Raw genomic sequence first — 13,899 nt, forward strand, 5'->3', positions numbered from 1 at the left:
GATGAATTCCGTATTGAGTGTAAATAATTTATCCGCCTCCTACCGGAAGAACACCGTGCTGCATGATGTGAATTTCGAGGTTCAGCAAGGCTCGCTAACCAGTATTGTCGGTCCTAACGGAGCAGGTAAATCGACTTTGCTTAAAGTCATTTTGGAATTGCACCCCAAGCTTACCGGAAACGTGGAATTCTTTGGCTCGCCTTACAGTAAGGTGAAATCCCGTATCGGATATGTCCCGCAGCGGGGCTCCGTTGACTGGGATTTCCCCACCAACGCATTGGACGTGGTGACCATGGGCTTGTATGGTCAGATCGGCTGGCTTAAATGGCCTAAACGCGCTCATCGGGAATTGGCCATGGACGCTCTCGCCCAGATGGGGATGGCCGACTATGCCGAGCGGCAGATCAGCCAGCTGTCAGGGGGGCAGCAGCAGCGAGTGTTCCTGGCTCGCGCTCTGGTTCAGGACGCGGAGCTGTATTTCATGGATGAGCCGCTGGTCGGGGTAGACGCCGCAACCGAAAGGGCGATTATGGACACCCTGAAGGTTTTGAAGAGCAAGGGCAGAACCGTCATGGTTGTGCACCATGACCTGCAGACCGTAGAGGATTACTTCGATCATGTGCTGCTGATTAACCGCAAAGTGATGGGGCATGGACAGACGAAAGAAGTATTCACCAAAGACAATGTATATCGGACATATGGAGGTTCATTGCGCTGGACGGGGGAGAAAATATCATGATTCATGTGTTGTCTCATAATGCACAGTGGGTGCTGTTCAGCACTCTAATATTGGGAATGGCATCCGGTATTATCGGCTGTCTGGCCTATTGGAAACGACAGAGTCTGATGAGCGACGCCCTGTCTCACGCAGCCTTGCCGGGGGTAGTCATCGGCTTTGCCATTCTCGGTGTCAAAAATTTGCCCGTCATGATTATGGGGGCGGCTGTGAGCGCCCTCGTGGGCGCGGTCATTATTCAATGGATACGCAGTTCAAGCCGGGTTAAGGAAGATGCAGCCATGGGGATTGTGTTATCCGTCTTCTTCGGCCTCGGGATTATGCTGCTCACCTTTGTCAACCGGACAGCCGGAGGCAGTCAGAGCGGACTGGACAGCTTTATTTTCGGTCAGGCGGCTTCCATGGTGCGTAAAGATGTATACACGATGATTGGGCTTGGAATATTGGTTCTGCTTATTGCCTTTATCGCCTTTAAAGAATGGAAGATCTTTTTATTCGATCCCCATTTTTCCAAAGGCCTGGGGCTCTCCAGCAGATGGATGGACGGCTTGTATTTGGGAGTGCTGGTGCTTGTCATCGTGATCGGCATCCAGGCTGTAGGTGTCATTCTTATGGCGGCGCTTCTTATCATTCCAGCGGTCAGCGCCCGTTACTGGACGGATTCCTTCAAATGGATGATGGTCTGGTCCGCCTTGTTTGGCGGAGGAGCGGGAATGGCGGGCACGTTCATCAGCACGTTGGGCAAAGGCTGGCCTACAGGTCCGTTTATAGTGATTGCGGCATCTGCTTTATTTGTTGTATCTCTCACCTTGGGGGTACGCAAAGGGCTGTTGGTCATCTATTTGCAGCATCGCGCACACAAGAAAAGCCACATTCCTTCCTGGTCCGAGAAGAGGGCATTGGAAGGGGGCGAGGCAAGATGAGCTACGCAGGCTGGATATTACTAACCGCATCTCTTGTTGGCTTATCCTGCGGTCTGATCGGGGCTCTGCTGATCTTGCGCAGAATGGCGATGATGGCCGATGCTATCAGCCACTCGGTTCTGCTAGGGATCGTCGTTGCTTATCTGATTACCCGCGAACTGAGCGGCGTTCATATGCTGCTTGGAGCCATTGCGGCAGGTCTCTTGACTGCTGTGCTCGTTCAATGGTTCCATGCCCGCGGCGTCCAACAGGAAGCTTCCATCGGCGTCGTCTTCACGACCTTGTTCGCCATTGGTGTAGTCCTGATTGCAACCAAGGTCGGCAACGCGCATCTGGATGTACAGCATGCACTGATGGGGGAGATCACCTTCGTCCCCTGGGAGAAAATTGAGCTTCCCTGGGTGGGCAGCATTCCAGAGGCGGTATTTGTTCTGGGACTGGTGTTAATCATCGTGCTAGCGTCTCTTCTTCTCTTCTACAAGGAATGGAAAATCACTTCCTTTGATCCGGCGCTGGCGGCCAGTATTGGAATCCCCGTTATGCTCATGCATTACTTCTTCATGTCTCTTGTCTCGGTTACGACCGTCGCCGCTTTCGACGCCGTAGGAGCGATCATGGTTGTAGCAATGCTGATTACACCGGCTGCAGCCGCTTATTTATGGACAGACCGGTTATCGGTCATGCTGGTCCTTAGCAGTTCATTCGGAGTAATCTCCGCCATAATGGGCTATTATATCGCGGCCTGGCTGGATACGTCGATTTCCGGCTCGATGGCTTTTGCGACAGGAATTATTTTTATTATCAGCTTCTTGGGTTCCCCCAAGCATGGAGTGGTAGCGAGAACTATCCGCCCGTCTGCATCGTCAACGTGAAAGGAGGGCAGGCATGCCAACCCCTGGAATGGAGGATCATCTGGAACAGATTTATTTGTTGTCTAGGACCAAAGGCTATACCCGGGTGTCGGATGTGGCGGAAGCGCTGGCGGTGAATGCGTCCTCCGCTTCGAAAATGGCGCAAAAGCTGGGAGAGTCCGGCTATATAATTTATGAGAAATATGGCCGGGTCTCTCTGACCAGGAAAGGGTTGCGGATCGGCAAACGGCTGCTGTACAGACATCAATTGCTGGAGCGGTTCCTGAAGAAGATCGGCGTGCCGGAGCATCAGATCGAATCCGAGGTCGAGCAGGTCGAGCATCACCTTAGCTGGAGTACGATAAGCCGCATCGATGACCTGGTTCGTTTCTTAGAAGAGAGGCCTGAATGGCTGAAGGAATTTCAACAATGGAAGCAGCAAGCCCCGTAGTTTGAGCCGGTCATCCCCTATTTCACGCGGAGGCATGTCTTTTATTCCTGTTTAGATTTATAATGTGGATAAGAGATCATCTTATCGATTCTTTCATGTCTGCGTCAGGATTATTATCATGCCTACGTACTAGTAGGAGGAGGTGCATCATTCTATGAATATCACGGAAGGAATTAATAGAATTAAACAGTTGATGGCGGGCAAGGGCTACAAGCTGACTCCTCAGCGGGAAGTGACGCTCAGAGTGCTGCTTGAGCAGGATAAGGGTCACTTGAGCGCTGAGGATGTATTCATGCTGGTGAAAGCCAGATTTCCGGAGATGGGTCTGGCGACAGTCTATCGGACCCTGGAGCTGCTGGTAGAACTCGGTGTGCTCGTGAAGGTCAACTTCCAGGATGGAGTCGCCCGCTACGACCTGCGTTGCGAAGAACAGCATCATATGCGCCACCACTTGATCTGTAACGAATGTGGTCATCTTAAGAAATTACAGGAGGATTGGCTCGCAGAGCTGGAGGAACGGCTGCAGCGGGAATACGGTTTTACAGTAACAGATCATCGCCTGGATTTTATCGGCACTTATGTTACCTGCCAACAAAGCAGCAACTGTAAACGCAAAGAGGTATCCTGACGATAGCGAAGAAGTCTCTTGAAGAGCAAGGTAGCAATAAACCGAGATCACGGCTGCAGACGGAGATCTTAACTACAAGTCTTTGCTAATTTACGCAGCACGTTAATAAAGATAAAGTTCATGCTTTTGGAGCGATAAGCGGTTTGATTGAAACCTCCTACAATATATACTTCCAGATTGGGGAAGTAAAGCATGCAGGTGCCGCTCGCGCCAAAATGTCCCCATCCTATATATTTCTGGGCGAAAGGAATAAAATGCGTCCTCATCAGTCCATAGCCATAATCCATTCCTAGCCACATTTTGTTCCATTGCTTCATAATGTCCAAGGTTTCCTTTTGAATAATCTGATGATTAACCAACGCTTTCATGAAGATTAATTGATCCTCTAGCGTGCATACGGTCTGACCGCCGGAATAAAAGCTGCTAAAGCTGCGGTAGTCATCCACGTGTATTTTTAACTCATCCATATAGATATGAGCTACTGGATGTTCGCTTTTTATGGCAGGCTGGGAATATTGGGATAAATAAGAGTGCTTCATCTGCAAAGGGTTAAAAATATAATCATGAAGTACTTCATGATAGGGCTTTGCCGTAATCGTTTCAATAATTAGCCCTAACAGATTGTACCCTGTGTCTGTATAATGTACACCTTTACCGGGAGGAAAGCGGGGGGTTAAGTGCTTCTTGGACCATTGGATCGTTTCTTGCGGTGTCCAAAAACGGGAAGGATTGTCCAGAATCTGATGCAGTAATCCTTTGCCCCGCTTAGGTTTATCCTCAAAATAGTCGGGCAGTCCCGATGTATGGCTTAATAAATGCCGGATCTGAATGTCGAAGGTGTACTCTTTTCCTTTATAAATGTGAAGATCTTTAACCATATCTGCAGGTAAATAGTTGGCGATAGGATCATCAAACCTGGCGAGTCCTTTTTCTACTAATATAGCCAGCATTACAGAAGTAAAGGTTTTTCCCACGCTAGCCGTATGGTAGGGTTGCTGTGGATCGGCGGCCACCCCATCCGTTTGTCCTGCGGCCATAGGCCAGTGGAGATCCAGCTTATCCGAATGGATTAATAAATAAACATTATGAAGCTTTGGATCAGAAGCTGTTTTTGCCGCCAGTTTTTTTTCAATTCTACTTTGCAGATCATCTACTCTCAATAAAATCCCTCCTCATTAATCCAGAATGAACTGTGCCTTATCCCATCATATGTTTCAGGAGCGCTGCCTTTTGAATTATTTTCAGTTCGGTGTCACCCTAATCTCCCTCTAGAATGGCGCCATAATATTCTACCCAACACATAGAGTTATAGTGGTGAGTATAAATAGGTGAGTATAAATAGGTAATTATATAGGGGGAAAATCGATGCTTAAGCTATGGAGTGGAGGATATATTCGACCGATTAAGGACCACAATGGCAACGTTAAGCCTGACAGTCTATCGGTTCTTGAGAAGCTGATACTCGGCGGAGCAGAACAGTGGATTACGATACGGGCTCATTCCCGCGATCATCCGGTGCTGCTTTTTCTGCATGGTGGACCGGGTGCCTCGCAGGTCGGAACTCAACACAAATTTCTGTCTCCGCTGGAAGAGTCTTTCGTTGTCGTCAATTGGGACCAGCGGGGAGCCGGTAAATCTTATTCCAGCGCCATTCCACCGGAAAGTATGAACGTGGAGCAGCTTACTACAGATCTCCATGAGCTGATGGTTTATCTTCGGCAAAGGTTTGATGGTAAGAAAGTGTTTATGGCAGGGCACTCCTGGGGAGCTTATCTGGGGATGGTTTTTGCTCATAAGCACCCTGAGTTTCTACACGCTTATATCGGCATTAATCAACCCGTACACCGTCGGGAGGAAGAACAACGCTCCTATCAATTTACTCTGGATAAAGCCCGGCAAACCGGAAATCACAAAGCGCTGCAGCAACTGCAAAGCATTGAGTTTATCGAGAAAGGCGTATACAAAAGCATGAAGCATTTGGCTAAACAGCGTGCGTGGTTGACCAAGTTTGGCGGAGTCACCTATCAACAGAACGCCCTGCGTATTAATATTCACAGCTTGCTCAGCTCTCATCTGACCTGGAGGGAACGGTTCCGGTTTATGAAGAGCTTTGAATTTTCAGTGAACCATCTGTGGGCTGAATTTACCCGCTGTCATTTACCCTCCCAAATTCCGAGGTTGAGCATTCCCGTCTATTTTATCGTCGGCCGTCACGATCGAATTGTCCACGATCTATGTGAAGAGTACTATCAGAAGCTGGAGGCGCCTTATAAAGAATTGATCCTGTTCGAGCATTCCGGCCATCTGGCCTGCTTCGAAGAGCCGGCAAATTTTATAGAGTGGATGAAGAAGATCGCTTCACAGATTTTACTCCATGACGAGAAGCGAACCTAGAATGGACTTATTGCTCAATTAAAATAAATTAATTATTTTTCTCATTAATTGCACGGCTGTATAATGGCCTGTAAATTGATTAACCGTACCTGTAAAATAAAGATCCTTCTCCGGATAATGGAACGCAAAAGCACCGGTATGGCCCCAATGTCCGAGCAATCCTTTGTTCATGCCGAATAAGGACAACGGTTGTCTGGATATTCCAATTCCGTAATAAAAGGTTCCCGGACCAAAGAGGAGATTCCAGATCTGGAGCTCGGAAAGCTCCCGCCGCGAGAAGAAATGTCCGTTGAAAAAGGCTTTGAGAAAGATCATCGCTTCTTTCGCCGTGGAAACCATTCCTCCTTCCGGTGCAATTGAAGCCATGTAGAGGGGCAAGTGAAGCGCTTTGGATTTGTAATAGATCGGGACCGGACGTGTATCGCTAACCTCTTTGAATACATACGTTTTTTCCAGTTGGAGCTTGTCAAAAATATATCGCTTAAATACGGCCTTAAGGCTTTGGCCGGTAATGGCTTCGATAATGGCTCCCAGAAGCTGATAATTGGTATCGCAGTATTGGGCCTTTCCTTTTTGCCCTGGAATGAATTTGGGTTTCATCTGTTTGACTGCCGTCAGCGTTCTATTCAAAGGCCATGCCTGGTCTTTGCCGCTGAGCAGCTCGGTGATGACACGACCCGAGAAGTAATCGGGTAATCCGGAAGTATTGGACATAAGCTGTTTGATAGTAATTTCGTGTGAATAATCGTTCCCCTTGAATACATGTAGTCCGCTTATGACCTCATCGGGAAGATACTGGCTTATTTTATCCTCCAGTTGCAAACGGTTTTCGGCCCTTAAACTTAACATGACCGTAGTCATGTACAATTTAGTGACGCTTGCGAGAAAATACAAATCGTCCGCTTTTATATTTCCGGCACCGCTAACCAAAGATAACGTGCCGTCTCCTTTTTCCACACATAGCACTGCGCCATGAATGTTTTTTTTCGTTGCGGCCTTCGACGTAAGCTCATCAAGTAGCGATTGGGTCAAGGGCTGGCTCATCGTAAAAGCTCCTCACTTTAAGGACATTTTATTTGTGGCGTAAACGGGCGGTTGTCACGACATCCTCCGCGGCACTATTCAGCATATCCATCATATTCTTCTCACTAAGGCCGTCTGGCAGCAATCCGTTCGCCACCATCACCGATAGACCAATTTGGAAGATCTGCATCTTTAGCAAAATCATCTTCAATTCCCCGTCAGGAAGACTCTCCAGCAATGGATCCTTCTTCATGTGCTCAATGACGATGTTTACATGTTCTTCGTTGTACTTCATATGAGCGTTGTTCTTCATGACCAAATCCCTGAACAGCACACTGTACTCCTTCGCGAACCGAAGACTCGCGATGCCGATGTCGCGAAACGGATCTCCGGAATCCTGTTCGTCTAACAATTGTCTAGAAACCTCCAGCGTTCTAAGCACGACCTCCTCGATTAGCTCCTCGACATCGGTGAAGTTGACGTAAATGGGAGCAATGGAGCTGCCTAGCTTCTCGGCCACTTTTCTAATCGTGATCGAATCGATTCCCTCGACCTTCGCAATATCGAAAGCAGCGTCGATAATATCTTGTTTGGAAAATTTCTTCCTGGGAGCCATCGTTAAATCCTCCTTTCATCTCAATATAGAACACTTGATGTATAACATTAGATATATATGATTATATCGTTGATATATGTTCATGGCCATAGTTAAATTTACTGAGAACTAATTTGTGATGACATGGCTAGATATGTGATCTTAACGATAGATTAAACATTCCATGACACCGCGTTTACATTCGTTATTTATGCTGATAATAATTGATGAATAGGAGGGATTTAATTGATCATCCATCGTATTATAAGACAGACCGCCGCCTTAGTTATGGCCGTTGTTGTTCTCTTCGGCAGCATGACAACGGTTGCTGGGGCTGAAGCGAAGGGCAGTGCCCGCAATGTCATCCTGCTCATTCCGGACGGAATGGGAATCGGCTACATGACCGCCGCCCGAATCTTCAAGGGGGAAGAGCTTTCCTTCGAACGGTATGTCAAAGGGTTGATGAAAACTTATTCGGCCGACACGAATATTACCGACTCAGCCGCAGCTGGAACAGCTATGGCGACAGGCTACAAAACGAATAACGGGATGATCTCGGTCACTCCAGAGGGGAAAGAGCCGGATTCGATATTAGATGCGGCCAGAGGAAAAGGCAAGGCAACGGGTTTGGTCGCCACTTCGCGGATCACTCATGCGACTCCCGCTGTTTTTACTTCTCATGATCCGAGCCGCGGGAATGAAGTCGCCCTGGCGCGTGAGTATATAGGGAATGTAGATGTTATTCTTGGCGGCGGCAGAGACATGTTCTTATTGGAGAAAGATGGCGGCAAGCAGCCGGAGCGCGATCTGGTGGCCGAGGCCAAAGCCGGTGGATATGACTACATAACTAACCGGAAGGAAATTAGCCAGGTGAAGTCGAATAAAGTGCTGGGCTTGTTCGCGATGAGCGACTTGAAATACGAGATTGACCGGGATAAGGAGAATGTGCCCAGTCTTGCAGAGATGACCCGGCTGGCTGTCGATGTCCTGAGCAAGAAGGATAATGGGTTCTTCCTGATGGTGGAAGGCAGCCAAATTGACTGGGCGGGCCATGCGAATGATCCGGTGGCGCTTATCCACGATATGCTTGCCTTTGAAAAGGCCGTCGATGTAGCGCTGGAATTCGCCAAGAAGGATAAGAATACACTTGTTGTCGTAGTGGGCGATCACGAGACGGGCGGGATCAACATAGGCAATACGCCCGGAGGATATAAGGAAAACATCGCCGTCCTGAAGAAGGCGACAGGCAGTGCCAATGCGATAAGAGATGCGCTGAAGGATAAAGCTGCCGCCATCCCGCTTCATGGTGCGAAACCGTTGAACGGCAGTTACTATGTGCCGGTAAGGGAACTTATCGCCGGGCTCGAGGGAGAAGTCATGTATAACGAGCAGGCTTCCACAGTTGAGGTTGCCGTTCAAGGTGTCAAGTTCACCATGAATCTGGCTAAAGAGACGATAGTCTACGGAGGCCATACAGTGGACGGAGCCTACTTTGTGGAGGACGGAACGGCCTTTGTCGATGTTCGGACTATAGCGGATTTCATCGGACTTGAGGTTGGAATAGGAACGGTGAAAGACAAGCCGGAGGAAACCAAAGCTTATTTCGTCGACGGTCGCAAGACGGTGGAACCGATTATCGGATTTGAGCTGACCGACGCGGATCTTCAAGCCTTCACCAGCGTGAATTGGGAGAGTGACAGCGCTCTGGCCAACGAAGCGGGCACGGTTCTGTCCGCTCACGCGCTGATCAGCTGGGGCACCCGCCATCATACTGGTGAAGAAGTGCCGCTGTACGCTTATGGTAAAGGGGCCAATGAGTTCGTCGGCCTGATTGACAACACCGATCTTCCCCGAATTCTCTCCTATCTGATGGACGTGGAGCTGTTTAAGAACGGAGAGCAATTTATGCAGCGGCTGGAAGACAGAAGAAATAATTAATAGGTTTGCCCAGACATAAACATTTTGACGGACGGAATGAGAACATCAGCGATGAATGATGACATATTGCTACAATCGTTATAATCGTAACCAATCAGTGACTCATAGGCCTTGCGCTTGCAGCAAGGTCTATTGTTTTTTTCTTGCGAAAAAAGAGTCGTTTACCTGCAAAACTACAGGTCTTTTGGAGATTTTGATCTGAAAGAGCTAAAGACAAGCCATTGTGCAGGTGAATTTAGCCATTTGGCCGATTTTTGGATTTTAGCGGGAAATGACATGTACTTTTGTATGTCTTCTTCGATATTTCCCCGGTTCTTGCGAATTGACATGTACTTCTGCATGTCGTTCTGTGCTTCTCAAACGGGCACGCAGTCTTGAGGGGAACCAAGGTGTTATGTAACAGGGAAGAGAGTGGTTTGGGGCAGAAAAGCGATAGTTCCTCTAAACGCAGTGGCTCATCCTTGGAGGAATCCGACAGGAATTTCTTTCATGGTCACCTCCATAGTTTTCCCATCATCACTTTCATCGTCGCTTCCATAGTCTTTTCGTGGATGACAAAGCTGGGATAATGTGTTACTATCAGAAAAAGAAATCGATTACTAGGAGGTTTCCGGGAAGGGGAGAGAACATGAAAAAGTATGTTATTGTCGGTGCGGGTGTGAGAGCGCTGCATATGTTTGCCCGGCCGATAACCACTGAATTCCAGGATGTGGCTCAATTAGCTGCGATTTGTGATGTCAATATTCGCCGTGCGGAACAAATGAGCAGGGAGTGCGGGAATGCACCGGTCTATACGGATTTCGATCAGATGATCACGGAAATTCAGCCCGATGCTGTCATTATTACGACTCCCGATCATTTGCATCATGAATATATTATTCGGGCACTGGAAGCAGGATGTGACGCCATATCCGAGAAGCCGATGACGACCGATGCGGAGAAATGCCGGTCGATTCTGGAAGCGGAACAAAGAACCGGCAAGAAAGTCATTGTTACTTTCAATTGTCGCTTCATGCCCTACGTTGTCCGCATTAAGGAATTGCTTAGGGAAGGGGTTATCGGAGACATTCAGAGCGTACATTTGGAATGGTTCCTGGACCGCGATCACGGAGCCGATTATTTCCGCAGATGGCATCGCAGGATGGAGAAGAGCGGAGGCTTGCTTGTCCATAAATCAACGCATCATTTTGACATGGTGAACTGGTGGCTGGAGGATGAACCGGATCTGGTGTTCGCTCATGGTGCGACTCGCGTCTATGGACCGACCAGAGAAGAACGGGGCAGGCGTTGTCTTACATGCGATTACAAGTCGACGTGTGAGTTTTATTTTGATGTAACAGCAAACGATTTCAACAAATCCTTTTATTATGATGCGGAATCTATGGACGGCTACTATCGGGATCAGTGCATATTCGGCGATGATGTTGACATCTATGATACGATGTCCGTCAACGTTAAATATAGACAAGGCGCTCTGTTAACTTATTCTTTGACCGCCTATAATCCGGTTGAAGGCTGGAAGGCCAGCTTTGTCGGCACGAAGGGGAGACTGGAGACACAGGAGTATTCCAGAGGCCCGGAAGCGAACGCTTCTCATCAAAGCATACGACTATATAATTTAGGCGGAGAGCTGCTGACCTACACGATGCCCAAAGCGGAGGGAGTCCACGGAGGCGGAGATCAGCGATTGCATCAGAGACTGTTCAATGAACCGATACCGGACCCGTTGGAGCAGCAAGCGGGCTCATGGGCAGGGGCAATGTCCGTCATGATCGGCGCTTCGGCCAATCGGTCGATCGCAGAAGGGAAACCTTTCTCCATCCAGCAGCAAATGAAGGGCCTAGGGTAATCTCATCTTCGCTGCTTTGGCTGATATTGCGTGGTGTGGCGGAAGACCAGAAAATGTTGGATACAGCTTTCTACAGGCTGCTCCTAATGCTTAGTTAGCTTAAACCTGCTGTAGTAATCGATTACCAGGATAAAGGACTGCGTTTGTGATTCTTTTGACCGACTTTTGGCTGCAGGTCAGGAAAGTAAATAACATTTACGTGGGAGGAGAAAGATGATACACGCTGCTTTAATTGGAGCTGGGGCGAGAGGAAGAACCAGCTATGGACCCTATGCCTTGAAAAATCCAAGAGAAATCAAGTTTGTCGCGGTAGCGGAGCCCGATGAACAGAAGCGGGAGCTTTTTGCCAGCCAGCATCAAATCCCGCCCGAACGCCAGTATGCTTCATGGGAGCAAATGCTGGAACAGCCTCAGCTCTGCGAAGCCTTGTTAATTTGCACAGCGGATGAGCTCCATTTTGCTCCCACGATGCAAGGGCTGCAGCAAGGCTATCACATTTTGTTAGAAAAACCGATGTCTCCTCGCCCGGAGGAAGTATGGTTAATGGCGGAAGAAGCGAGAAAAAGACGCAGGCTGCTATTAATTGGACACGTACTGCGATACACGCCGTTTTTCAGAGCATTAAAACAATTAATCAACGAGCATAGAATTGGCCGGATCATAAATATCCAATGGACCGAGCATGTCGCCTACTGGCATCAGGCACACAGCTATGTTAGAGGGAATTGGAGAAATTCCGATCAGTCGAGCCCGATGATCTTGGCCAAATCATGCCATGACACGGATCTGATCCGCTGGCTGGTTGGCGAGCCGTGTGAGCAGGTTTCTTCCTTTGGAGGGCTTACTCATTTTAAGCCGGAAAATGCGCCGGAGGGATCGACCGAACGATGTATCGAGGGGTGCGCTGTCGAGAGCTCGTGCCCCTATTCGGCGCTCAAGCTGTACTACAACGAGCGCGAACATTGGCCTCAATATATGGTCAGCCTCGAGCCGACATTGGAAGCGAGGAAGAAGGGATTGGAGGAAGGGATTTACGGGCGGTGCGTCTATCACTGTGATAATAATGTAGTAGATCATCAGGTCGTCAATATGAGATTTCGCAATGAAACGACGGTCTCCTTTACTATGGTCGCTTTCTCTGTCGAAGGGAATCGAACGTTTAACATCAAGGGGACGGAAGGAGAAATAGAAGGAGATTTTAAAAACAATCGGCTTGAGATCAAATCTTTCTCGGGGAGAAAGGAGGTCATCGTCCCGGAAGTGGCCGAAAGCGGACATGGCGGAGGGGACCACCGGTTAATGAAAGAGTTTGTCCAGCTCGTGAGCCAAGGAGCGAATACAGGGGAAACCTCAGCACTGCAATCTGCTGAAAGTCATATGATCGCCTTTGCTTCAGAACAGTCCAGAATATCAGGCAAGACTGTATCGTTGCAGGAATACATGGAAGAGGTTAGAAGGAAAGCGGTGGGGCATTAATGTGCAGAACAAGAAGTGAACTTTAGCTTCCATACTAAGTACAGTGTCCTTGAAGCTAACGATGTGACAGAGGCTTTAAAGTAAGGTATAATCCATCTAACGATTCATATATATGAATTATTTTTATAGATAAAGGGTGGATTAAACGATGACCGTGCAGAAGCCTAAGGTCAAATCTGCGGACCGTGTATTGGATATACTCGAGCTATTTACCGGGGAACAGGATCATTATAACTTAACGGAAATCTCGAGAAGCTTAAACATGCCTCCCAGCAGCACTTACCAACTTATTCAGAACATGGTGGATAGAGGTTATCTGGAGGAGGAGAAGTCGGGCAAGCGATTCAGAATCGGGTATAAACTGTTTATGATCCGCTCGCGCTATATGCAGGGGACGAGTTTAACCAGTGAATTTTATCAGCTGGCGGAGAGGATTATTCATGATGTTAACGAAACCGTCTCTTTAGCGATACGAAGAGACGATCAACTGCTTTATATCGCGGAGAAGGTAAGCACGCGTCCGCTTAGATACACTCCTAATCTGGGAGGAACCTTGCCCTTGCATGCGACGGCCTCGGGGAAAGTGTTTCTCGCTTATTTGGATGAAGAGGAACTGCTTGCGCTATATCCGCAGCAGGAATTGGAGCCGGTCACAGCCAAGACCATTCGCTCTTTTTCCAGCCTGCTCCAAGAGCTGAAGCTTGTGCGCGAGCAGGGATTTGGCTATAACGAAGGAGAGACGGTGGAAGGGGTACACTGTATCGCCGGACCGGTCTGGGATCATGAGCATCAAGTGGCAGCAGCCGTCAGCATTTCGATTCCGGAGGTCAGAATGACAGAGGGAGTGCGGAGGAAGCTGCATGAAATCATTCGGCAGGCTTGTAATGAGTTAACCTATAGAGTGTTTCAACAGCAATAAACTATTAGAGGTTGTTCAAAAAGTCCCCTTTTGATCACTTACTGGAAGTGTATTTATAAAGCATAAATGCAGATGAAGCCGGGCTCTCGCCCGGCTTTTACTTATTTGGTTACGCT

13 protein-coding genes are annotated in these 13,899 nt (G+C 48.4%); 10 read left to right on the forward strand and 3 right to left on the reverse strand.

Translation table 11 applies throughout. From position 1 onward, the window contains the following. The first annotated feature begins 1 nt into the window (after position 1). The 5 genes from KJS69_RS05210 (at position 2) to KJS69_RS05230 (ending at position 3,589) form a co-directional block, all read left to right on the forward strand. The gene (locus KJS69_RS05210) at positions 2 to 739 is read left to right on the forward strand and encodes a metal ABC transporter ATP-binding protein (RefSeq protein WP_213582260.1); all 738 of its coding nucleotides are present in this window, start codon (positions 2 to 4) and stop codon (positions 737 to 739) included. Next, a complete protein-coding gene (locus KJS69_RS05215) occupies positions 736 to 1,659 on the forward strand; it encodes a metal ABC transporter permease (RefSeq protein ID WP_213582268.1) in 924 nt (307 codons plus the stop codon). Before KJS69_RS05210 ends, KJS69_RS05215 begins: the two co-directional genes overlap by 4 nt. Continuing rightward, positions 1,656 to 2,531, forward strand: coding sequence for a metal ABC transporter permease (locus tag KJS69_RS05220; protein ID WP_213582270.1), 876 nt, complete (start codon positions 1,656 to 1,658; stop codon positions 2,529 to 2,531). The genes KJS69_RS05215 and KJS69_RS05220 overlap by 4 nt, the downstream gene beginning before the upstream one ends. 13 nt (positions 2,532 to 2,544) lie before the next feature. Beyond that, positions 2,545 to 2,961: a transcriptional regulator MntR gene (gene mntR, locus KJS69_RS05225; RefSeq protein ID WP_213582272.1), complete on the forward strand. Its 417-nt coding sequence runs from the start codon at positions 2,545 to 2,547 to the stop codon at positions 2,959 to 2,961. Positions 2,962 to 3,115: 154 nt separating this feature from the next. Further along, the gene (locus tag KJS69_RS05230) at positions 3,116 to 3,589 is read left to right on the forward strand and encodes a Fur family transcriptional regulator (protein ID WP_213582274.1); all 474 of its coding nucleotides are present in this window, start codon (positions 3,116 to 3,118) and stop codon (positions 3,587 to 3,589) included. Between the two features lie 68 nt (positions 3,590 to 3,657). Here KJS69_RS05230 and KJS69_RS05235 read toward each other — a convergent pair whose 3' ends face one another. Further along, complete coding sequence (locus tag KJS69_RS05235) at positions 3,658 to 4,749, reverse strand: serine hydrolase domain-containing protein (RefSeq protein WP_213582276.1); 1,092 nt, start codon at positions 4,747 to 4,749, stop codon at positions 3,658 to 3,660. A 205-nt stretch (positions 4,750 to 4,954) separates the two neighbouring features. Here KJS69_RS05235 and KJS69_RS05240 point away from each other — a divergent pair, with 205 nt between their 5' ends. Beyond that, the gene (locus KJS69_RS05240; RefSeq protein WP_213582278.1) at positions 4,955 to 5,983 is read left to right on the forward strand and encodes an alpha/beta fold hydrolase; all 1,029 of its coding nucleotides are present in this window, start codon (positions 4,955 to 4,957) and stop codon (positions 5,981 to 5,983) included. Positions 5,984 to 6,001: 18 nt separating this feature from the next. Here KJS69_RS05240 and KJS69_RS05245 read toward each other — a convergent pair whose 3' ends face one another. Then, on the reverse strand, positions 6,002 to 7,027 hold the full coding sequence (locus tag KJS69_RS05245) for a serine hydrolase domain-containing protein (RefSeq protein WP_213582280.1): 1,026 nt from the start codon (positions 7,025 to 7,027) through the stop codon (positions 6,002 to 6,004). 28 nt (positions 7,028 to 7,055) lie between these two features. Then, positions 7,056 to 7,622, reverse strand: coding sequence for a TetR/AcrR family transcriptional regulator (locus KJS69_RS05250; protein ID WP_213582282.1), 567 nt, complete (start codon positions 7,620 to 7,622; stop codon positions 7,056 to 7,058). Positions 7,623 to 7,847: 225 nt separating this feature from the next. Between KJS69_RS05250 and KJS69_RS05255 the strand changes: the two genes are divergently transcribed. The 4 genes from KJS69_RS05255 to KJS69_RS05270 all read left to right on the forward strand — a co-directional run bounded on the left by KJS69_RS05255 (position 7,848) and on the right by KJS69_RS05270 (position 13,783). Further along, positions 7,848 to 9,539 carry an alkaline phosphatase gene (locus KJS69_RS05255; protein WP_249730379.1) on the forward strand — a complete coding sequence of 564 codons (1,692 nt, stop codon included), beginning with the start codon at positions 7,848 to 7,850 and terminating at the stop codon, positions 9,537 to 9,539. Between the two features lie 628 nt (positions 9,540 to 10,167). Continuing rightward, positions 10,168 to 11,388 carry a Gfo/Idh/MocA family protein gene (locus tag KJS69_RS05260; protein WP_213582284.1) on the forward strand — a complete coding sequence of 407 codons (1,221 nt, stop codon included), beginning with the start codon at positions 10,168 to 10,170 and terminating at the stop codon, positions 11,386 to 11,388. 213 nt (positions 11,389 to 11,601) lie between these two features. Further along, positions 11,602 to 12,864 carry a Gfo/Idh/MocA family protein gene (locus KJS69_RS05265; RefSeq protein WP_213582286.1) on the forward strand — a complete coding sequence of 421 codons (1,263 nt, stop codon included), beginning with the start codon at positions 11,602 to 11,604 and terminating at the stop codon, positions 12,862 to 12,864. A gap of 148 nt (positions 12,865 to 13,012) precedes the next feature. Next, complete coding sequence (locus KJS69_RS05270) at positions 13,013 to 13,783, forward strand: IclR family transcriptional regulator (protein ID WP_213582288.1); 771 nt, start codon at positions 13,013 to 13,015, stop codon at positions 13,781 to 13,783. The last annotated feature ends 116 nt before the right edge of the window (positions 13,784 to 13,899 follow it).

Source organism: Paenibacillus sp. J2TS4 (assembly GCF_018403245.1).
GTDB lineage: Bacteria > Bacillota > Bacilli > Paenibacillales > NBRC-103111 > Paenibacillus_L.